This is a genomic window from Microbulbifer agarilyticus (assembly GCF_020171345.1).
Classification (GTDB): domain Bacteria; phylum Pseudomonadota; class Gammaproteobacteria; order Pseudomonadales; family Cellvibrionaceae; genus Microbulbifer; species Microbulbifer agarilyticus_D.
In genome coordinates this window covers 68,961-89,655 of the sequence record NZ_JAIUZM010000002.1, presented here as the reverse complement: position 1 = coordinate 89,655, position 20,695 = coordinate 68,961, and the positions used below count along the sequence as shown (strand labels likewise).

17 protein-coding genes are annotated in these 20,695 nt (G+C 53.7%); 8 read left to right on the top strand and 9 right to left on the bottom strand.

Going from position 1 to position 20,695, the window contains the following annotated elements; translation table 11 throughout:
* Positions 1-21: 21 nt before the first annotated feature.
* The 7 genes from LCM31_RS07615 to LCM31_RS07585 form a co-directional block, all read right to left on the bottom strand.
* Positions 22-1,164 (bottom strand): thiolase family protein, encoded by a 1,143-nt coding sequence (locus LCM31_RS07615; RefSeq protein WP_224868848.1) that lies wholly within the window; start codon positions 1,162-1,164, stop codon positions 22-24.
* 106 nt (positions 1,165-1,270) lie between these two features.
* A complete protein-coding gene (locus tag LCM31_RS07610) occupies positions 1,271-1,696 on the bottom strand; it encodes a Zn-ribbon domain-containing OB-fold protein (RefSeq protein WP_224868846.1) in 426 nt (141 codons plus the stop codon).
* A 10-nt stretch (positions 1,697-1,706) separates the two neighbouring features.
* Entirely contained in the window at positions 1,707-3,125 is a 1,419-nt protein-coding gene (gene lpdA, locus LCM31_RS07605; protein WP_224868844.1) for a dihydrolipoyl dehydrogenase, read from the bottom strand.
* A gap of 10 nt (positions 3,126-3,135) precedes the next feature.
* On the bottom strand, positions 3,136-4,599 hold the full coding sequence (locus tag LCM31_RS07600) for a dihydrolipoamide acetyltransferase family protein (protein WP_224868842.1): 1,464 nt from the start codon (positions 4,597-4,599) through the stop codon (positions 3,136-3,138).
* Positions 4,596-5,609 (bottom strand): alpha-ketoacid dehydrogenase subunit beta, encoded by a 1,014-nt coding sequence (locus LCM31_RS07595; RefSeq protein WP_224868839.1) that lies wholly within the window; start codon positions 5,607-5,609, stop codon positions 4,596-4,598. The genes LCM31_RS07600 and LCM31_RS07595 overlap by 4 nt, the downstream gene beginning before the upstream one ends.
* A gap of 59 nt (positions 5,610-5,668) precedes the next feature.
* On the bottom strand, positions 5,669-6,685 hold the full coding sequence (locus LCM31_RS07590; RefSeq protein WP_224868837.1) for a thiamine pyrophosphate-dependent dehydrogenase E1 component subunit alpha: 1,017 nt from the start codon (positions 6,683-6,685) through the stop codon (positions 5,669-5,671).
* A gap of 63 nt (positions 6,686-6,748) precedes the next feature.
* Positions 6,749-8,155 (bottom strand): carotenoid oxygenase family protein, encoded by a 1,407-nt coding sequence (locus LCM31_RS07585; RefSeq protein WP_224868835.1) that lies wholly within the window; start codon positions 8,153-8,155, stop codon positions 6,749-6,751.
* A 185-nt stretch (positions 8,156-8,340) separates the two neighbouring features.
* On the opposite strand from LCM31_RS07585, the gene LCM31_RS07580 reads away from it, so the two are divergent.
* A complete protein-coding gene (locus LCM31_RS07580) occupies positions 8,341-8,853 on the top strand; it encodes a nuclear transport factor 2 family protein (protein WP_224868833.1) in 513 nt (170 codons plus the stop codon).
* Positions 8,854-8,930: 77 nt separating this feature from the next.
* On the opposite strand, the gene LCM31_RS07575 is transcribed toward LCM31_RS07580, so the two are convergent.
* A complete protein-coding gene (locus tag LCM31_RS07575; RefSeq protein WP_224868831.1) occupies positions 8,931-9,983 on the bottom strand; it encodes an NADP-dependent oxidoreductase in 1,053 nt (350 codons plus the stop codon).
* 235 nt (positions 9,984-10,218) lie between these two features.
* Here LCM31_RS07575 and LCM31_RS07570 point away from each other — a divergent pair, with 235 nt between their 5' ends.
* From LCM31_RS07570 to LCM31_RS07555, 4 genes are all read left to right on the top strand, one after another.
* Positions 10,219-10,563 carry a putative quinol monooxygenase gene (locus tag LCM31_RS07570; RefSeq protein WP_224868829.1) on the top strand — a complete coding sequence of 115 codons (345 nt, stop codon included), beginning with the start codon at positions 10,219-10,221 and terminating at the stop codon, positions 10,561-10,563.
* 56 nt (positions 10,564-10,619) lie between these two features.
* Positions 10,620-12,806 (top strand): molybdopterin-containing oxidoreductase family protein, encoded by a 2,187-nt coding sequence (locus tag LCM31_RS07565; RefSeq protein WP_224868827.1) that lies wholly within the window; start codon positions 10,620-10,622, stop codon positions 12,804-12,806.
* 133 nt (positions 12,807-12,939) lie between these two features.
* A complete protein-coding gene (locus LCM31_RS07560; RefSeq protein ID WP_224868825.1) occupies positions 12,940-14,403 on the top strand; it encodes an NAD-dependent succinate-semialdehyde dehydrogenase in 1,464 nt (487 codons plus the stop codon).
* A 197-nt stretch (positions 14,404-14,600) separates the two neighbouring features.
* Positions 14,601-15,287: a TetR/AcrR family transcriptional regulator gene (locus tag LCM31_RS07555; protein ID WP_224868823.1), complete on the top strand. Its 687-nt coding sequence runs from the start codon at positions 14,601-14,603 to the stop codon at positions 15,285-15,287.
* Positions 15,288-15,363: 76 nt separating this feature from the next.
* Here LCM31_RS07555 and LCM31_RS07550 read toward each other — a convergent pair whose 3' ends face one another.
* A complete protein-coding gene (locus LCM31_RS07550; RefSeq protein WP_224868821.1) occupies positions 15,364-16,479 on the bottom strand; it encodes an acyl-CoA dehydrogenase family protein in 1,116 nt (371 codons plus the stop codon).
* A gap of 301 nt (positions 16,480-16,780) precedes the next feature.
* On the opposite strand from LCM31_RS07550, the gene LCM31_RS07545 reads away from it, so the two are divergent.
* The 3 genes from LCM31_RS07545 (at position 16,781) to LCM31_RS07535 (ending at position 20,695) form a co-directional block, all read left to right on the top strand.
* Complete coding sequence (locus LCM31_RS07545) at positions 16,781-18,232, top strand: coniferyl aldehyde dehydrogenase (RefSeq protein ID WP_224868819.1); 1,452 nt, start codon at positions 16,781-16,783, stop codon at positions 18,230-18,232.
* 20 nt (positions 18,233-18,252) lie between these two features.
* Positions 18,253-19,869: an FAD-dependent oxidoreductase gene (locus LCM31_RS07540; protein ID WP_224868817.1), complete on the top strand. Its 1,617-nt coding sequence runs from the start codon at positions 18,253-18,255 to the stop codon at positions 19,867-19,869.
* A gap of 67 nt (positions 19,870-19,936) precedes the next feature.
* Positions 19,937-20,695 carry a histidine phosphatase family protein gene (locus LCM31_RS07535; RefSeq protein WP_224868815.1) on the top strand — a complete coding sequence of 253 codons (759 nt, stop codon included), beginning with the start codon at positions 19,937-19,939 and terminating at the stop codon, positions 20,693-20,695.

Here is a 20,695-nt window from a genome sequence, read left to right as displayed (position 1 = left end):
TATGCCTCTTCTTGTTGTTACCTAGCGTTGCAAAATCGTTACTGCGCTAATACCCGGTGCCCCATATACATGGGTGTAGCCGACCTTGGGGGCACTGGGAACCTGACGCTCACCTGCCTCTCCACGCAACTGTACGCAGGTCTCGTACACTTGGCGCAGGCCAGTTGCGCCAATCGGCTCGCCATTGGCGAGGCAGCCACCATCGGTATTGATCGGGAGCTTCCCATCAATGCCCGTTTCCCCAGCTTGAATCAGCGCTTCTTGCTCCCCATGTTCACAGAAGCCGTTCTCTGCCATATGCATCACTTCCGCTCCGGATTCGGTGTCCTGCAACTGCAGTACATCGATATCTTGCGGGCCCAGACCCGCTGCCTCGAAAGCGGCTTTTGAAGCATCAACCGTGGGACCATCCACTTGCTGCAGCGCTTGTGAAGGTGCAAATACTTCGAAGGAACCGTAGCGTCGCGAGCGAACTGCTGCCGACTTCAGGTAAATCGGTTTATCGGTGTAACGACGTGCAATATCCGCCCGGCAGAGAATCAAGGCCACACCACCTTCTCCAGGCGCACAGAACATGAACTTGGTCAGTGGGTGACTGATCATTGGGGATTGGCTGATAACCTCCAGTGGAATCTCTTCGCGACGCCAGGCATTGGGGTTTTTTGCACCATTCGAAAATGCTTTCTGTGCGACCTTGGCCAGCGTATTGTTGCTGATCCCATAGGTATCCATATAACGCTGGATTTTCATTGCAAAAAACTGAGTCGTCATCATCAGACCCACTTCGCCATACCACTCGTCGATTCCCATCTGCTTGGGATCCGCATTGAAGGCACCGCGATCATGCTTATCGAAGCCAGTCACCATACCAATGTCATACTCTCCGGATTTGATCGCGTTGAACGCGGAAATCAATGCACTGCCACCAGTCGCACAGCCATTGGCCACATTGATAAAGGGTAAGCCGGTCAAGCCAAGTTCATTGACCATCGCATCCGCGCTACCTGCGCTGGCGCTACCGCCAAAACCAAACTGCATGTCTTTCCATTCGACACCAGCATCTTTTAGTGCCAAGCGCGCGGCATAAGCGCCCTGCTGTAACCCGCTCAGGCCGGGTGTACGACCAAACGGGTGTATCCCGATTCCAACGATTGCAACGTCCATTAATTCCCCCTATCTCAGGCATCCCCGGCGAGCGGTGGCATATTCACCACAGTACCGGAATACGTTTTCCCGGCTTGCGACACGGTGATCACAGCCTGGACTTTGGTCATTCGGCAGCCTTAAACGCAAAACTCATCACCGGGTTTCCCGCATCATCATGGCGAAAGGTTTCCACCACGAGTTCCATTTCCATCCCAATCTTGAGTTTCGCCGGATCGTTTTCGAGAAGCCGACTCTCCACACAAACTGCGCCGGGCAATTCCACGTAACCAACACCAAACGGTGTAAACGTTTCCGGCGTTTCATCGGAGTGGTAGGGCTTCTTCGGCATAAACCCCTGAATGGTCCACGTCCAGAGTTTTCCGCGGCGTGGTAGCTCCTCGGTCACCACGTCCTCACTGCCACAGGCGGGGCAACTGGGTTTTCGCGGAAACTCTGCTATATTGCAGGATCGACAGCGGCTGCCGAGTAGCGCCGGAGTTTCCGAAGGCCAAGTGAATAGCCCTTCGGCAATTGGAATTTGCTTGTACATTACCGCCTCCCTAGTGATGAATCGCGCGGTCATACGCATCGAGGACCGATTCATGCATTGCTTCTGACATCGTCGGATGCGCGAACACCGTTTCCATCAGTTCTTCTTCCGTTGTTTCCATTTTCCGAGCAATGACATAACCCTGGATCAACTCCGTCACATCGGCGCCGATCATATGTGCTCCGAGCAATTCTCCCGTTTCGGCATCGAACACAGTCTTAACAAAACCTTCCATGTCACCCATGGCCTGAGCCTTACCGAGATTGCTGAGATCAAATTTGCCGACGCGCACGGACACACCCTGAGCTTTCGCCTGAGACTCTGTCAGACCCACACTGGCAACTTGGGGGGCGCTGTAAATACAGGAAGGTACGGTAAGTGGGTCAAGTGGCTCCAGATCATCAGCGCCGGCGATTCGCTCCACACAAGTGACCGCCTCATGACTCGCCTTATGCGCCAACAGCGGCGGCGCAGTCATGTCGCCGATGGCATAAATACCCTCGACAGTGGTTTGCGACCATTCATTGACCACCACCTGGCCCTTTTCCATCGCGATGCCTTGCGCCTCCAGTCCAAGGTGTTCGGTATTGGCGACGACACCTACCGCCATAATCACCCGGTCAAAGACAGCTTCCTGTGGGTTACCTGCTGCATCTTGCCACCGCGCATAGGCACGCCCACCTTTCACATCAATACTCCGAACGCTCGATCCGAGAGAAAACTGTACACCGCGCTTCTTGAACGAACGCATTGCCAGCCGCGAGATGTCTTCATCTTCCTGAGGCAGGATGCGATCGGCCATTTCGATCACCGTGACTTCACTACCAAATGTGGAATAGAAGCTGGCGAACTCAATGCCGATGGCGCCGGCACCGATGATCAATAATGACTCTGGGACCGCTTTCGGAGTCATCGCTTCCCGAGCGGTCCAGATTACCTCGCCATCCGCCTCCACTCCTGGAATCATTCTGGGGCGGGCACCAGTTGCAAGGAGAATGTGTGGCGCAGTGATCGAAGCAATCACGGCGCCATTGGAGCTGATACTGACTGCGTTACGATCGATCAGACTGGCAAATCCCTCGAAGACACAGATATCGTTCTTCTCCATCAGGTAGCGAATACCGCGACTGAGACGACCGGCGGTGCTGCGGCTTCTCTGGACAATTTTCTCGATATCAAAGCCAGGTTCGCTTACCGTCAATCCGTAGTCATCTGCATTTTTCATCTGCTGATAAACTTCGGCACTTTTCAACAGGCTCTTGGTCGGAATGCATCCCCAGTTCAAACAGGTACCTCCGAGGTGCTGACTTTCTACGAGTGCTACCCGCATGCCCAATTGCGCTGCACGAATGGCTGCGACGTATCCACCCGGTCCGGCACCCACCACGACCAGGTCGAATGATTGCTTATCAATTTTTCTCTCTGCCACATTGATATCCTTACACCAGCATGGAAGCCGGGTTTTCTAAAAACCCTTTAACCGACTGAAGGAATCTGGCGCCCACTGCGCCGTCGATTACGCGATGGTCACAAGAGAGAGAGACTGTCATCATCGTGGCCGAGACAATCTTTCCGTCGCGCGCAACGGCTTTCTCTTTACCTGCGCCTACCGCAAGGATTGCCGCCTGAGGTGCGTTGATGATTGCATCGAAGTGATCGACACCGAACATCCCCAAGTTGGACACACTGAATGTACCCCCTTGCAACTCATCGATGGCCAGCGCTCCAGCATGCGCGCGGTGTGCCAGGTCCCGCGATTCTTCGGAAATCTGTAGCAGGCTCTTGGAGCAGGCATTGCGAATCACAGGTGTTACCAGACCGCCATCGAGCGCGACCGCGACCGAGATATCAGCACGCTCAAAAGCACGGACTGTGTCGCCGGCATACTGGACATTGACTTCCGGCACCCGCTTAAGCGCACTGGCGCAGGCTTTGATTACAAAGTCATTCACTGAAATTTTATGGCCGAGCTCGCCATTCATGTACTTTCGCTGAGCCAGCAAGCTGTCAATATCAATCTCCACATTCACACGGTAGTGGGGAATGGTCTGCTTCGCCTCACTCAGGCGCGCCGCGATTGTCTGACGCATCCTGCTGAATTTCTGCACGCTGAAGTCAGATGCTCCGCTTAGCAAACGTGCAGCATTTTCTACATCATCCTTGGTAACGCGATTCCTGCGTCCGGTCGGTACGATGTCATTCAGATTGAGGGCCAGCTTCTTGGCGAGCCTGCGAGCCACTGGTGTCGCCGCAATGCGGGAGTCATCCAGAGACGAGCTCGCCACCTGGGAAGACGCTACCGTTCTCCTGACCGGTGCAGCAATACTTATCCCCGCGGCTTTCTCCACGTCCCACTTGGAAACACGACCGTTTCTTCCGGTGGGCGATACATTGTGCAGGTTGATGTTATGTGTTTTGGCAATTCGCCGAGCCACAGAGGAAGCCTTCACATTCGTGTCATCAGGCCCATCAGACAGTGCCGCCTCATTTTTTTCACCTGCAGGTGACACTGTGGTTGTAGTAGGAGCCAACCTCTCGTTAGCAGCAGGCTGTGGAACTTGCTGCTTACTATCGTCGCCAGAAACCAACGAGGGAACCAGGGCCGCAGCATCCGGTTCAAAGTTCGCGACAAAGGCATCGATTTCCGCATCAGTAACCTCTCCCTGTGCAACCACGCCGAGTAGCATCGCCACACGATGAATTTCACCGGGTTGAGCAACGATACGAACCAGTGTGCCGTTACAGGTGCTTTCTGCAGTATTGATGATTTTTGACGTTTCAATATCGACCACTTCATCGCCGACAGAAACCTCATCCCCCTCACCAACACGCCACTCCGTAATCTCGCCCTCTTCCATTGACATGCCCCACTTGGGGACTGTCAGCGCCTTTAAGTTACTCATGAGGCATACTCCAGTACTTGTCGGACAGCCGCTTCAATATCGGCCTCTTGCGGTATCCAGGCATCCTCGAGATTGGGCGCAAACGGTACCGGGGAATGTGCTGCAGTAACTTTCTTAATCGGCGCTCGCAAGCTGCCAAACGCTTTTTCGGCAACGATACTGGAGATATCGGACGCAATCCCGCAGCGTGGCGTCATCTCATCCACCACGACCAATCGGCCGGTCATTTCAACACTCTCGAGAATCGCTTCCTCATCGAGCGGTGATGTGGTGCGTGGGTCGATCACATCACAGGTGATACCTTCCGCCTCGAGCCGGTCTGCCACGGCAAGGACTTTGTGCATCGGGTTGGAGATCGCCACGATGGTGAGATCCTTACCTTCGCGGTAATACTTGGCCTCACCGAAGGGCACCGTATACATCTCGTCAGGGACCTCGCAGCTGGTGTCGTAAAGAATTTTGTCCTCTACAAAAATCACGCAGTCATCATCCTGAATCGCCTGCAGCATCAGGCCTTTCGCATCGTAAGCATTGGTGGGGCACACCACCTTCAACCCGGGCACCATGGTGACCATCTGGGTGAGGTTTTGGGAATGCTGTGCGCCGGCTCGCCATCCCGCTCCGGTGGTACAGCGAATAACCATCGGACATTTGGCCTTGCCACCAAACATGTAATGAAACTTGGCCGCCTGATTGTAGATTTGATCAAAGCAAACGCCGAAGAAGTCCATAAACATCAATTCGGCAACCGGGCGCAGGCCGGTCTGTGCGGCCCCTGCCGCAGCACCGATGATGGCGGACTCGGTAATCGGGGTGTCGATCACTCGCGAATCGCCGTAGGTCGGCAGCAACCCCTTGGTCACTCCCATCACACCGCCGTAGGCGTCCCTTGAACCATCGCACCCTGCGCCACCTGACACTTCCTCACCCAGTACAATTACGCTGGAATCTTCGGCCATGGCCTGATGCAATGCTTCGTTGATTGCTTCTCTGTATGTTTTGACGGGCATCCTGATAACTCCAAATTTATTCTTGTGAACGGGCTTTTATCAAAGCGCCTTTGGGTTCATTAATACGCTGAGCTGTAGACGTTGGTGAGCAATTCCTCGTCACCCGGCGCTGGAGCCGCGAGGGCTGCCTCAGTTACTTCATTGATGTAGCTGGCAATTTCCTCGTCAATCGCATCAAGTTCTTTTGCACTTGCCAGTTTATTTTTGATCGCAGCCTTGCGGGCAATCACAAGACAATCCTCGTCTTTCATCAGGCGCTCAATCTCTCCGTCACCACGATAGGCCTGGGGATCTCCCTCGAAGTGCCCTTTGAACCGCGGCACATTGGCTTCGATGGTGACAGGGCCCTTGCCCTGTCGGCAGTGTTCCACCACCTGTTTGCAGACCTCGTATACGGCAAACAAGTCGGTTCCATCTACTTTATAGGCGGGCATACCGAAACCCTGTGCGCGACTGGCGATATCTTTTGAGCCGACCGCGTAACTTGCATGGGTACCTTCGCCATAGCCGTTATTTTCAAACAGGAAAATGGCCGGCAATTTCAATACGACGGCGAGATTCATGGCTTCAAATGTGGTTCCCTGGTTTGACGAACCATCTCCACCAAATGCAACACCAACCCGGTCGGTACCCAGCGTCTTGGCGGACAGCGCCGCACCCACGATAATGGGAGGACCGCCGCCAACAATCGCGTTTGCGCCGAGCATCCCCTTGTCAAAATCGGCAATGTGCATAGAGCCACCCTTGCCATCGCACAGGCCACCCTGCTTGGCCATGATCTCTTTCATCATGCCACCAACATCGCCACCTTTGGCGATGCAATGACCATGACCACGGTGGGTGCTGATTACGTAGTCATCATCCTCGAGCAAGAGACAAAGACCTGCAGCAACCGCCTCCTGGCCAGAATAGAGATGAAGAAAGCCCGGGATATTGCCTTTCATAAATTGTTCGCTGATTTTGGCTTCAAAATCACGAATCGTTCGCATCGTTCGGTAGGCTTTCAGGAACTGCTGCTTGCTCATGCCGGCCGTGGATGCCTTGGGTTTGGTTATTTCTTGTGTATCTAGGGACATGTTCTGCCTCGATGTATTGTTATCGGTAACAACCGTTCAGTATTCGGATCGTCACTTCTAGCGTTACAGGGTCAATCCCTGCATCCAGTTAGCATGAAAGCCATTGGGAACTCGACTAGGTATGTGGATTTTTGCTACCGGACCGGAGGTAAAGTCTCCAGCCGGCAGAATAGAGAGGAACTGCCCCTCTCCGGGGTTGTAGACAAAACACATCAGCCACCCATCTTTTTCGTTTTCAGATTCGGGGTTGGCGACATACACCGGCTCTCCCGCGTTCGCCTCGGAGCCGTATTCATGTAGGACCGTCTCACCGGTGTTGAAGTCGTAACGCCCGGTACAGTTGTAGCCGTGCGCATCTCCCCAGCTACGATTGCTTGATGCGGCGAAGCCATAGCGGTATGACTTACCCATACGGCGCTCATCTACCCGTGAGAACTCACAGAAGACGTCAGAGAATTCTTCGTTCGTGACGGTTCTGGTTTTTGTATCGAGTTCCATGCGATACATCCGGCGCGCCTGCTTCTCCACACCGGTACCCTGCTCCTGGGTAAAGGGCATGGAGTTGATCCACACATAGTCGATGATGATCTTTCCACCCTTCTCGAATCCGTTGCAAAAGTGCCAGCTAAAGAACGCATCTGTCTCATAGGTGACAATGTCTTCAGAGCCGCTTCGTGGAATCACAAAGATCTTGGTGCCCTTCTCGGGCTCCCATGAGAAGGGATTCTCACCTCGCATCGCCCGATTCACGTCGTGAAACGCTGGCGCATAGAAAATGACCACATAATTTTCAGTAATTTGCAGATCATGAATGATGCCCTTGCGCGCGAACGGCACTTCAATGGTCTTCTTATGCCGGGCGTTTTTATCAAATATCTGGACCCAGTAATTCGCACTGTCCCAACGCTGGGTACAGCTAATCAGGTCGCCCGTCGTCGGGCAGATTTTTGGGTGTGCAGTGAGCGCGTCACCAGGCTTGAGGGCACCGTCATAGTCGTACAGCCCAACGGTGGAAAGATCATTATTCAGGAGGTGAGGAAAGCCTCCCTCCCACATCGCAAGAAGCTTGCCACCGTGATACAACACATTCGTGTTAGCGGTATTGCGCACCGGATTAGGCTCGCCACCCGCCTCGATCACATCCTTCGGCACCTCAAGCAGCTTTCCAACACTCCCGTAGATGGTGCGATTGAATTGCCGCTCGGTTTTCAGGTGACTGGTTTCGACCCAGCGATTTTTATAAGTCGCCTTGCCGTCCCGCAGGTAAATCGCGTGGATCATGCCATCGCCATCTAACGGGTATACATAGTGGTTGGGCTGAAAAGCGGTATTGGGGCCGTCCCTCATAAAAGCCCCTAAAAGATTCTTGGGAATCTGCCCCTCGACTTTGAGTTCATCAGGCCCGAAATCGCTTTCTTCAATCACCGGCGCGTAATTGCCCTGCAAGTAGGGAGAGATGCTTAAATCCATGAGATCGCCCTCGTAACCTGATCTGAGTTTGTGAGGCCGCCGCGGATACATCAGTGTGAGGCCTGCGGTTTCAATAGATACTATCAGCCCTCAAAAAAATAAAACAGTCCCGCCTGTTTATTTTTTTTGACACGCCAGATAAAGTCGATTGAAAGTACGCTGAGACGCTCAACGGGTAGATAAAAATGCAGAAAACACTAGATAGTCACGACGATTTGGCGGATGAAATCACATTGCGCAATCTAATGGCGCAGTACTGCGACGCAGTAATTCGCCACGATTCTGGCCGCTGGATTGATTGTTGGAGTGAGGATGCTCACTGGAACCTCTTGGGTAATACCGTATCCGGTAAAGAGGCCATTCTGACGCTCTTCCAGCAAATGATGACAGGGTTTGAATTTGCCCTGATGATCCCCGGCACCTGCCAGTTCAAAGTAGCCGGCGATCGCGCTACCGGTTACTGGTACCTGCAAGAACACACTAAAGATACTGATGGAAATGCCAATTCGCTGTTTAGCCGTTATGAGGATTGCTATATCAAGCAGGACGGGAATTGGAAATATCAGCGGCGAAACTATCAGATCCTATACACTGGTGAACCGCTATTTACCGCAGCATTTCCATCTTCAAATGGCGCCAATCCGCGGCCAAACACCGCCGAAAATGCTGACACCTCGAACACGACCGTCGACCCCTGAGACAAAATGGCCAGAACCGAGTTCTGGCCAAATATCGCCGCCCCAGAGAGCAAAGCCTTGCTGCGTGGGCAGCCGCCCTATACGGACTCCTCAGGAATCCGCGTGATCAATTTTCCCTGGTTCGAACCATCGAATAATTTTAGAAAGGTTGGCAGAATATTGTCGAGATCATCAACGATCTCTTCCCGATACTGAAGCTTTCCAGCCATCAGCCACCCTGCAAGCTGCTCAACACCCTCAGTAAAACGGTCAACATAATCGAGCACCACAAAACCCTGTACCGTCAAACTCTTGGCGACCATCTGCCACAAATTTCGAGGACCCGGTGCATCGGCTTCGTTATACGTGGAAATCCATCCACACACAGCAATACGGGCGTGCTTGTTCATGCACATTAATGCCGCATCCAGAATGTCACCGCCGACGTTGTCAAAATAGATGTCCACGCCTTGTGGGCAGGCGCCCTTGATCGCCGCCTCGAGATCACCACAGGTCTTGTAGTTAATCGCATCGTCAAAACCGAGCTCCTCGGTAATCCACGCACATTTATCATCTGAACCAGCAATACCAACCACACGACAGCCTTTTAGCTTGGCAATCTGGCCCACAGTGGAGCCCACCGCCCCCGCGGCGGCACTCACCAATACTGTTTCCCCGGCTTGCGGCTTACCTACGTCAAGCAATCCAAAGTAGGCGGTCAAACCCGTTGGCCCAAGAATTCCTAGAAAGCTACTCAAGGGAATTCCAGCGGCCTCATCCAATCGAGTCATCGCTGCTGCCTGTGCCGTCGTATAGCGCTCCCATGCACCTACCGCCAAGACCACATCGCCTTCCGACAACTGGTCGCTATTGGACTTCACTACCCGACCGATCACCGAGCTACGAATTGGCTCGCCAATCCCAATCGGTTCAATGTAATTACTGACATCACTCATCCACCCCCTGATTGCCGGGTCGAGCGAGATGTACATATTGCGGATAACCACTTCCCCTTGTTCCGGCTCACGCAGCGGAACATCGCGGAACGGAACCTCTTCCGGGGTGGGCGCTGCGTCCGGACGGGACGCGAGATAGAACTGTCGATTGATCATGTCTTGCATAAAAGAAATGGCCTTTCTGGATGCGCCCACAAACACTCCCCAGTCTTCGCAGGTCTCCGCGCGTTATCGTTAGTTGGGGCACCCCCCTCCTAACGCTCAGCAATAACTCGAACGGGCTGAACATGCCCGCAGCTCATGGCAATATAAACCCAGACAAAAAAACAGTCAAACCTGATTGTTTGGGTTTGGTAAGTTTGATACGTTTACCGATAGCCAACGGATGACAGTCAAACACCCCGGACAAAGGCTGTAGAAGGAAAACAATATGACGGTACTGATTAATGGATACGTCGACATCAAGGCCGAGGATCGTGCCAATGCCTTGTCAGCGGCCGTGTCACTGATCGAAGAAACACGTTTGCAAAAAGGCTGCCAGCATTATGTGTGGTCGGCAGACCCGACATCAGAGACCCGCGTCTACGTATACGAAAAGTGGGACTCCACCGAAGACTTAGTTGCGCACCTTGCTGGACCATATTACGCACAGATGCTCGGCCTACTGGGCAGTTTCGAGATACTCAACACCGCAGTATCCAAGTACAAGATTGCCATCGAAGAGCCCGTTTATGACTCAGAGGGCAACCCGCGCGGCGACTTCTTTACGGTTTAATCACCAGCTCCAGACTCACGCTTAATCACTAATAATATAATTCAGGGTTGAACATCATGGCTGAAACGCAAGGCGACAAGAAGATCAAAACCTACTGCCGATTCTGTCACGCGACCTGCCCTATGGAAGTCACGGTGCGTGACAATAAGGTCATTTCGCTGCGACCCGATATCGAGAATAAACTCTTTGGTGGCTACACCTGCCTAAAAGGCCGGCAAATGCCTGAGCAGCTGTATTTGCCTGAACGAATCCTCTGCTCGCTCAAAAGAAACCCCGACGGTACCCGCAGCGAGATAACTACCGATCAGGCACTCGACGAAATCGCCGAGAAACTCAAGGCCATCCGCGACGAATATGGCCCGCGCAGCATTGCCAGCTATAACGGTACCGTATCCTTTCAAAATTCCGCGACGCACCCGGTGGCCAAGGCCTGGCATGTCGCACTGGATTCCCCTTCTTACTACACCAGCATCACCATCGACCAACCGGCAAAAGTAGGCATTGGCCAGGCGCGCATGGGTTTCTGGGCCGGTGGCAACCATACCTGGCGGGATTCCAACGTCGCGCTGATTATCGGCAATAATACGCTGGTCTCGCATTTCTCCATCCCGGGCGGAATTCCCTCGTTCAGCCCCAGCAGTGCACTGCGGGAAGGTAAGAAACGCGGCATGAAAATTATCTGCGTGGACCCTCGACGCACAGAAGTTGCCGCGCGCTCGGATATCCACTTACAGATCAAGCCCGGTCAGGATGCAGTCCTGCTGGCGGGACTGCTGCATATCATTCTGGAAGAAAACCTGCACGATGCAGAATTCTGTAAGGAAAATATTGAAAACCTGGAACCGTTCAAGCAGAGCCTTGCCCGCTTTGCGCCAGACTATGTTGCCGAACGTGCAGGGCTCGACAAAGATGACATTCTTGCCGCTGCTCGCATGTTTGCTGCAGGCCCCAAGGGCTCGGCGACTACCGGTACTGGCCCAGAGATGGGCCCCTACCCGAATCTGGTGCAGCATTTAACGCAAGCACTCAATGCAATCTGCGGGCGCCACTACCGTGCCGGAGAAAAGCTGCCAAACCCAGGTGTACTGTCACCACCGTTTCCTCGCCTGGCACAGGCGGTACCACCACAACCGGAATGGCTGACAGGGATACGCAGCCGTGTATCCGACGATATTGGCGAGGTCACCGTACTGACGGCGAATGGACCGCTTAAAGAGATGCCCACAGCCATCTGCGCAGATGAAATTTTGATGGAGGGCGAAGGGCAAATTAAGGCACTCATCTGTATCGGCGGGAACCCTTTGCTGGCCTGGCCCGGGCAGGAAAAGGCCTACAAAGCACTAAAAAATCTCGACCTACTGATCTGCCTCGATTACAAGCTGTCTGCCACGGCGGAAATGGCGGACTATGTCATCGGCTCGAAGCTCTGCCTGGAGCGCGACGATCTCACCGTACTTACTGATATCTGGTACGAGCAACCCTATAGCCACTACACCAAATCGGTTGTCGAAGCCGAGGGCGATGTCATTGAGGAATGGGAACTATTCTGGGAGCTCGGCAAACGCCTTGGCCTCGATCTCAACATAGGTGAGCAACCACTGGACATGGTCAACAAGCCATCGAAATATGACATTCTGGAAAAAATGACCGCGGGCTCGAGAATACCCTTGAAAGAGATATACCAGCGCGACGGCGGTCATGTATTCGACGCCCCTGATGTCATTGTTCAACCTGCAGACCCAGCGACCAAAGGCTTGCTGGATCTGTTCCCCGCAGGACTGGACGAAGAACTGGAAGGCGCAGCTACCGATGCAGATCGCAGTGTTACGGAGGCACAGCAACATCCCTACCTGCTGGTCAGCCGGCGCATGAAAAACACCTTCAACTCCACGGGTCCAGAGTTGAGTTTCCTTGCATCAAAGGGGACAACAAACCCGGCCTTTATGAATCCCGATGACCTGGCAGCAATGAATATCGAGGATGGCGAAATTATTTTTATTCGCTCCGTACGCGGTGAAATACCGGGCGTAGTACAAAGCAGCCCGGACATTCGCAGGGGAGTAATTTCTATGGCCCACTGCTGGGGGGGCGCTCCAGACGGTGCCGGCGATGACAAGGTGCGGGAAATTGGCGCCAATACCAACCGACTCATCCACAACCTGGACAACCCGGCGAAATATTCCGGAATGGCACAGCAAAGCGCCATTGCGGTATCTATCCGCAAGGTGAGCGAGCCGGTCTGATTTTCATACGACCAATGAGCACGGTAACGATGCCCACCGAAAATACGATGTGTGGGCATCTTATGCCATAAATGCGGCCGATTATTTCACTGATACAGAACCTACGACACTTGCCGACACTGCGAGGAATACCATGTTAGCTCTTTCCAATCCATCGCTGCTTCGCTCCCAGCTCTATATCAATGGTGCATGGGTGCACGCCGACAACGAAACAACGTTTTCGGTGTATAACCCGGCAACGCGAGAAAAAATTATCGACCTACCCAACGCCGGTGCGGCAGAGACCCATCGCGCTATCCTGGCAGCAGACGAGGCACTCAAAGTCTGGAAGCAGGTCGTCGCCAAGGAACGATCCGCGGTGTTGAAACGCTGGTTTCAGCTCATCATGGAAAATCAGGAAGACCTGGCCAAACTGATGACCGCAGAGCAAGGCAAGCCACTGGCCGAGTCCCGTGCGGAAGTTGCCTATGGCGCATCGTTTGTCGAATGGTTTGCGGAAGAAGGCCGCCGGGTCTATGGCGATACCATAGCGGCAAATAACCCCAATCAACGTATTGTGACTCTGAAACAACCTGTGGGCGTGGTTGCAGCAATCACGCCCTGGAACTTCCCAATCGCCATGATCACCCGCAAGGTAGCACCGGCACTCGCTGTGGGCTGTACGATCGTATTGAAACCCGCAACCGAAACGCCCCTGTGTGCGCTGGCACTGGCAAAACTGGGCGAAGAAGCGGGTATCCCTGCGGGTGCCTTTAGCGTGGTAGCCGGTAACAAGGCACGGGATATCGGCGGTGCAATGACCAGTAGCCCAACCGTGCGTAAGCTCACCTTTACTGGCTCGACCGAAATTGGCAAGACACTGATGGAACAGTGTGCCGGTACCATCAAGAAAACCTCGATGGAACTCGGCGGCAATGCACCATTTATTGTCTTCGACGATGCCGATCTGGATGCCGCCGTGCAGGGGCTAATGGCGTCCAAGTTCCGCAATGCCGGGCAGACCTGCGTGTGCGCAAACCGGATTCTGGTTCAGGAATCGGTGTACGATGCCTTTGTCGATAAATTTGTCACTGCGGTCAGCGCGTTGAAGGTCGGCGACGGAAGTACCGAAGGCGTCACCATTGGCCCGCTGATTAACGATGCCGCCTATACCAAAGTCAGTGCCATTGTTCGACAGGCGACCGACAATGGCGCGCAGGCGTTAATTGGCGGCAGCGACGAGAAGCTGAGTGAAAACTTCTTCCCGCCCACGGTACTAGCGAACGTCGATCGTTCCATGGACATCTATAACGAAGAGATTTTCGGCCCGGTCGCTCCGGTATTCAAATTCAAGACGGAAGAAGAAGCAATCCGTATCGGTAACGATACACCTTTCGGATTGTCGGCCTATTTCTATGCCCGGGATATAGGCCGTATCTGGCGTGTCTCCGAAGGCCTCGACTACGGTATTGTTGGCGTCAATGAGGGCATCATCTCCACCGAAGTTGCCCCATTCGGGGGCGTGAAGGAGTCCGGTATCGGCCGCGAAGGGTCAAAATATGGCATCGATGACTATCTCGAAATTAAATACCTGTGTATGGGCGGAGTGAACCAATAAGTATCGGATGCGCCAGCCAAGTCCGCCCCGCTGCACGGCCAACGGGGTAGACCCGCGGATTGCCGCTCGCCCTTGCGACGCGCAAGCACAAGGGCTTGGCCTTTCATTTGCATCACATTTCTTTATAATTGCGCGATACTGACCAACTAAAACAGTACCAACTGTTTTTATAAACAGCAGCAGGAAACAAAATCACGATGAGTGAAGTAAAGGCACGTAAATCCGAGGGCGAAGTCAGCTGGCAGTCCAAGAAGAGTGCCATGACCCGTGACCGTATTCTGGAAGCTGCCATTGATTGCTTTATCAATTTGGGATACGCCAACGTCACCACCGCCAAAGTTGCCGATGCGGCGGGGGTTTCCCGTGGCGCCATGCTACATCACTTCCCATCCAAGACAGAGCTGATTCAAGCAGCGGTAGAATATCTCCACAGCAAGCTGCTCGATGATTACACCCAACGTGTAGCAAGGATTCCCAAGAAGCTGAAAGGCAAGGAGCGCAGACGTGCGGGCCTGGACGCATACTGGGAACACCTGACCGGCGACTTGTTTGTTGTTTACCATGAACTATGCGTGGCCGGACGCACTGACGAAGAATTGAATTCCATACTGGAGCGTGCAACCGCCCGCTTCGAGGAACACGTGCACGAGTCCAATCACGAATTATTTGAAGAGTGGAACGAGCGTGGTGATCTGTACTTCCTCGCCATGGACCTGACCAAATTCATGATGGAAGGTATGGCGGTAGGCCAGTGGGGCAAGAACAAGAACAAACGCATCAATCGCCTGCTCGATTATCTGGGAGACCGCCTGGAAGAGATTTTTTCCGATGACGGCCCTACGGCAATTTCCCAGCACTCTTCAAAAATGAAAGCGAAAAACTAAAAAAAGCCACCTACGGGTGGCTTTTTTGTGTCCCACATTGACGCCTAATTCTTTAAATCAAGCACAACAAACAGACTCACGCAGAAAGTGCACAATACTTTTCCAAGTGATACTGCTCATCACCATACAGCATTGCCAGTAATAGCAGCCGCTTGAAGTGGTGGCCAACATTGAGTTCGTCGGTCATCCCGATACCACCATGCAACTGTATCGCCTCCTGTGAGATGGAGCGTCCGGCCTCGGCGATCTTAACCTTGAGCGCCGCACAGGCTTTCCCCGCTTGATCGCTGCCCTCATCCACCAGAATCGCCGCATGCAGTAGCAGGGAGCGTGTTTCTTCCATCTTCAGGAACATGTCTGCCATGCGGTGCTGCAGTGCCTGAAACTTGCCGATCGGCTGACCAAACTGTTCGCGCGTCTTAGTGTATTCGACCGTTGCATCCAGCAATACCTGCATGGAGCCCAGGGCTTCCCCGCCCATCGCAACGATGGTCTTTTGCAGTACCGTATCGATATATGCCTCGCCCAGCCCCTGCTTGCCCAGGAGCTGCTCTGTGCCTAACTCGACACGCGTAAAATGCACATGCGCACCGCGACTGCCGTCTACCGCAGAAAAGGATTCCCTAGTCACCCCTTCCTGATGGGCATCGACGATAAACAGGCTAACCCCATCCGTCGTTGCCGCCGTCACGATGAAGTAGTCCGCACAATGGCCATTCAGTACTGCGAGCTTGCTGCCGCTCAGCATGTAACCGCCCTTCACTACAGAGGCGCGCGTCGAGATACGGTGCATCTCGTAACCACCGGTTTCTTCTGCGAATGCGAAGGCCCACTGTGACTGGCCCGCAATAATATCCCCGGCGTATCGATCCTGCTGTGCGCTGCTGCCGGCAACTTGCAGGAAGCCCCCACACGTCACTGCAGTGGTAAGAAAGGGCTCCCTTAGTAGACCTTTACCCATCTCCTCTGACATCACCATCAGATCAACCGCACCACCTCCAAAGCCTCCCAGGGCCTCACTGAAGGGCATGGCCAGCCAGCCCAAATCGGCGAACTGCTGCCAGTATTGTGGGTCGAACCCCTGCGCGGATTTGCTAACCTGCCGATGGCGTTCTACACCGCCATTTTCACGTACGAATTTTTCGACACTATCGCGCAACATCGTTTGCTCTTCAGACAGAGAAAAGTCCATATTGCATCCACTCCAACGAATGTCTGTTCACTTATACCAGCGTGCGTATTGCCCAACTTCAAAAAAACTCAATATTTCAATGGGTTACGCCACCACTCCAGTCACCGCCGCGTGTGCGACACACGGCTCAGTACCGCCTTCGATGATCGTAGCAAACCACCAGCCCCAAAACAATCCGTACATCCTGTTTTATTTGAGTGTATATTGCCTTAGACTCGGTCATAGACGAAGAGCTTCAACGTTATTAGGCTGAACTCGGGTGAACACAGCGGTGCGATCCGCACGAGTAAAGGACACAATAATGAATGCAATCATCCCACAAGACACTCAGGCGGTATTAGAACTGACTACACGCCTGAAGACACAACGAGCAGCTTTCTTAGCAGAGGGGCATGTCTCCGCAGAAGTTCGTATCGACCGAATCAACAGGGCCATCGCCCAATTGCAGAAATACCAAGTCCAAATTGCGGAAGCCCTGAATAGTGACTTCGGCCATCGTTCAACACAACACAGCAAACTTATGGACGTGGCGGCGGGTGTCGGCCCACTGGTCCACGCGCGGAAACATGTGAAAAAGTGGATGCGTGCGGAAAAGCGCAGCACCCTCTTCCCGCTGAATTTATTTGGTGCACGCTCCCGCGTTGAATACCAACCACTGGGTGTCGTTGGCATTATCAGCCCGTGGAATTTTCCAGTGAATCTCACCTTCGCACCACTGGCCCAAGTGCTTGCCGCGGGAAATCGCGCAATGATCAAACCCTCGGAGTTCACTCCGGCAACCTCCGAGCTGATAAAGCGAATGGTGGAAGAAGTGTTTGACCCAAGCGAAATTTCCGTCATCACTGGTGGCCCGGAGATCGGCCAGGCGTTTAGCAGTCTCGCATTTGATCATCTGATTTTTACCGGTGCCACGTCAATTGCCAAACACGTCATGACCGCCGCCGCACAGAACCTGGTGCGGGTAACGCTGGAGTTGGGTGGCAAATCGCCAGTTATTGTGAGCGAGGGAGCAGATCCAAAACTGGTTTGTGATCGGGTGATGTGGGGAAAGACCACAAACGCCGGACAAATATGCCTGGCACCAGACTATTGCTTTGTTCCAGAAAGGGCGCTCAATCAATATATCGAAGGCTTTAAAGCCTCGACGGCTAAAATGTTCCCCTCTCTTCTCAACAACAACGACTATACATCGGTAATTAACCAGCGCCACTTCGACCGCCTGACAAAGTATCTGGCCGATGCCAAAGCGAAAGGGGCTACGATCATTGAACTCAATCCGGCCAACGAAACATTCGAGGGCCAGCCTCACCACAAAATTCCACCCATGCTATTGCTCGACTGTACCGATGACATGCTGGTAATGCAGGAAGAAATTTTTGGTCCATTGATGCCGATTAAGACCTACCGGGACATCGACGAAGTAATTGGTTTTGTAAACAGTAAGCCCCGTCCGCTGGGTCTGTACTACTTTGGTGACGATAAACAGGAAGAGCGCGCGTTGCTGGACCGTACAACGTCTGGAGGTGTGACGATCAACGACGTCATTATGCATGTTTCACAGGAAGATCTGCCCTTTGGCGGCGTTGGGCCCAGCGGTATGGGCGCGTACCACGGTTTCGACGGGTTCAAGACCTTTAGCCATGCCAAATCGATTTTCAGCCAGTCTAAAATGGACATTAACGGCATGACGGGGATGAACCCGCCGTTTAATGAAAAGACCGATAAAACCATCCAGCAAATGCTCAAAGGCTAAAGGCTAAAGGCAGCAAAGCAATGACAGACTACAAAACCTGGGAATGCCTGGTATGCGGTTGGGTGTACGATGAGGCAAAGGGCTGGCCTGAAGATGGCATCGCACCGGGCACCCGCTGGGAGGATGTTCCCGGCGACTGGCTGTGTCCAGACTGCGGCGTGGGCAAAGCGGATTTTGAGATGGTCGAAACAGGAGTCACCACAAGCGAATCGCAAACACCCCCACTTCAAGCAGAACCTGCGGCACAGGAAGAACCCTACAAGCTGTGGGAATGTCTCGTGTGTGGCTGGTTTTATGATGAAGCCAAGGGGTGGCCAGAAGATGGCATTGCGCCCGGCACCCGCTGGGAAGATGTCGCAGAAGATTGGCTCTGCCCTGAATGTGGGGTCGGCAAGCAGGACTTCGAGATGCAGGTCGTAGGTACATCCACAACTTCTCCTGCAAATGACGAATCACCCGTTGCCGCCGATAGCGCCGCAGGCGCTGCTCCCATTGTCATTATTGGCTCCGGACTTGCCGGCTACACCCTGGTAAAAGAACTGCGCAAGCTCGATCAACAGACTCCCGTGGTGATGCTGACCGCAGACGATGGAAGGTTTTACTCGAAGCCCCTGCTCTCCACCGGCTTCCACAAACAAAAGACGGCCGATGATCTGGCTACCGCAACAGCAGTAGAGATGGCGAACGAGTATCACATTGAAGTCAGAACAATGTCCGCCGTAACTGCGATTGATACAGCCGAGCAATGTGTAGAACTCGACAGCCAGAAACTCGCCTATAGCAAACTCGTGCTCGCGAGCGGCGCGGCCTGTATCGATGCACCACTATCGGGCAACGGCCTGGAGCATGTGTATTCGGTCAATGACCTGATGGACTATGCGCGTTTCCACACAGCCATGCAGGGCGTGCAGAAAGTACTGATCATCGGGGCGGGACTTATTGGCAGTGAATATGCCAATGATCTGGTGCAGTCTGGTTATACAGTCGACGTCGTCGACCCGATGCCAAACGTACTATCGAGCCTGCTTCCGGTGACGGCCGCCAATTCAGTGCAGGCCGCTCTGGAAGAAGCCGGGGTAACCTTCCACTTCAAAACCGTCGTCAACACCGTAAAGCGGAGTAAGGGCCCCCATGCGGTGGTCGCACAGCTCGACAATGGCGATGTTATCCAGGCGGATATCGTTCTTTCCGCAATCGGCGTACGTCCCCGCACAGGCCTGGCAGCGGCGGCTGGCTTGCAGACTAATCGTGGCATCCTGGTGGATCGTAACCTGAAGACCAGTGCAGACAACGTCTACGCACTGGGCGACTGCGCGGAGGTCGATGGCCATGTCCTTTTCTATGTAGCACCGCTGATGGCCTCAGCGCGCGCACTAGCCAGAACACTCACCGGTGAGACCACCGCGGTCAAATACGGGACCTTGCCGATTACGGTCAAAACTACACTCTATCCGGTAGTAACCAATCCACCGCCCCGTGATTGCGAGGGTGAATGGACCATTGAGCAAACCACCGTCCATGGCGTAAGGGCGGTGTTCCGGGATACTAACGGAAAAGTTGGCGGATTTGCCCTAACAGGTCAATGCGTTACCGAGCGCGAGGCGCTGGTGCAGGAAACCCCACCGGTAATGGCATAAACCAAATCGCTCAACCGGCACCATATCCACGCGCCAGGGCAGACATTCATTGGGAAAATAGCGGTTCATGGCAGAAATTATCCTGATTCGACATGGCCAGGCTTCTTTTGGGGCTGACAATTATGATCGTTTAAGTGCTCTCGGGCGGCAGCAGTCAATCCTGCTCGGACAACACTTGAAGGACTACGGCCAAAGATTCGATCGCCTCATCTGCGGCACGATGGTGAGGCATGCAGAGACCGCCGACGGTATTCTGCAGGGGCTTGGGCAACCCGTGCCTATAGAGTCCACAGCATTACTCAATGAATACCGTTTTCAAAGCCTGTTGAGTCAGCTAAAGGCACAGTACCCCACACGTTGGGTTGATACCGGGGACGCGCGTCGAGATTACTACCAAAACATTAAGCTTGCCCTGACTTACTGGATGCAGGGCGCAATTCAAACGGATGGAAAAGACAGCTGGCGATCATTCCGTCAGCGCGTCAGGGAGGGTTTTAGTTTTGCCAGTGGCCCAGGTGCCCGGCGAACACTACTGGTTTCCTCCGGAGGCCCAATTGCGGTGATACTCGCCAGTGTATTGGGACTGGATGACAAGCGTCTTCGGAACCTGACCCTACAAGTCAAAAACACAAGCGCGAGCAGACTGCTTTATTCCCGCAGCAATTCAGCGTCTGCGGCCAGTGCGCCTTCTTTACCTGGCACATCAACTAGCACATCACCTCGCATATTACCTGCAGTATCACCCGATAGATTTACCCTCGATGGTTTCAATGACGTGGGCCACCTGCTCAGCGTCGAACAACCACACAATGTCACCTTTGCCTGA

Excerpts from the sequence above, each read along its gene's own strand:
- LCM31_RS07535 (WP_224868815.1), top strand. The coding sequence starts at position 19,937 with ATGGCAGAAATTATCCTGATTCGACATGGCCAGGCTTCTTTTGGGGCT.
- LCM31_RS07570 (WP_224868829.1), top strand. The coding sequence starts at position 10,219 with ATGACGGTACTGATTAATGGATACGTCGACATCAAGGCCGAGGATCGT.
- LCM31_RS07595 (WP_224868839.1), bottom strand. The coding sequence starts at position 5,609 with ATGCCCGTCAAAACATACAGAGAAGCAATCAACGAAGCATTGCATCAG.
- LCM31_RS07545 (WP_224868819.1), top strand. The coding sequence starts at position 16,781 with ATGAATGCAATCATCCCACAAGACACTCAGGCGGTATTAGAACTGACT.
- LCM31_RS07585 (WP_224868835.1), bottom strand. The coding sequence starts at position 8,155 with ATGGATTTAAGCATCTCTCCCTACTTGCAGGGCAATTACGCGCCGGTG.
- LCM31_RS07560 (WP_224868825.1), top strand. The coding sequence starts at position 12,940 with ATGTTAGCTCTTTCCAATCCATCGCTGCTTCGCTCCCAGCTCTATATC.
- LCM31_RS07540 (WP_224868817.1), top strand. The coding sequence starts at position 18,253 with ATGACAGACTACAAAACCTGGGAATGCCTGGTATGCGGTTGGGTGTAC.
- LCM31_RS07600 (WP_224868842.1), bottom strand. The coding sequence starts at position 4,599 with ATGAGTAACTTAAAGGCGCTGACAGTCCCCAAGTGGGGCATGTCAATG.
- LCM31_RS07590 (WP_224868837.1), bottom strand. The coding sequence starts at position 6,685 with ATGTCCCTAGATACACAAGAAATAACCAAACCCAAGGCATCCACGGCC.
- LCM31_RS07615 (WP_224868848.1), bottom strand. The coding sequence starts at position 1,164 with ATGGACGTTGCAATCGTTGGAATCGGGATACACCCGTTTGGTCGTACA.
- LCM31_RS07610 (WP_224868846.1), bottom strand. The coding sequence starts at position 1,696 with ATGTACAAGCAAATTCCAATTGCCGAAGGGCTATTCACTTGGCCTTCG.
- LCM31_RS07550 (WP_224868821.1), bottom strand. The coding sequence starts at position 16,479 with ATGGACTTTTCTCTGTCTGAAGAGCAAACGATGTTGCGCGATAGTGTC.
- LCM31_RS07555 (WP_224868823.1), top strand. The coding sequence starts at position 14,601 with ATGAGTGAAGTAAAGGCACGTAAATCCGAGGGCGAAGTCAGCTGGCAG.
- LCM31_RS07565 (WP_224868827.1), top strand. The coding sequence starts at position 10,620 with ATGGCTGAAACGCAAGGCGACAAGAAGATCAAAACCTACTGCCGATTC.
- LCM31_RS07580 (WP_224868833.1), top strand. The coding sequence starts at position 8,341 with ATGCAGAAAACACTAGATAGTCACGACGATTTGGCGGATGAAATCACA.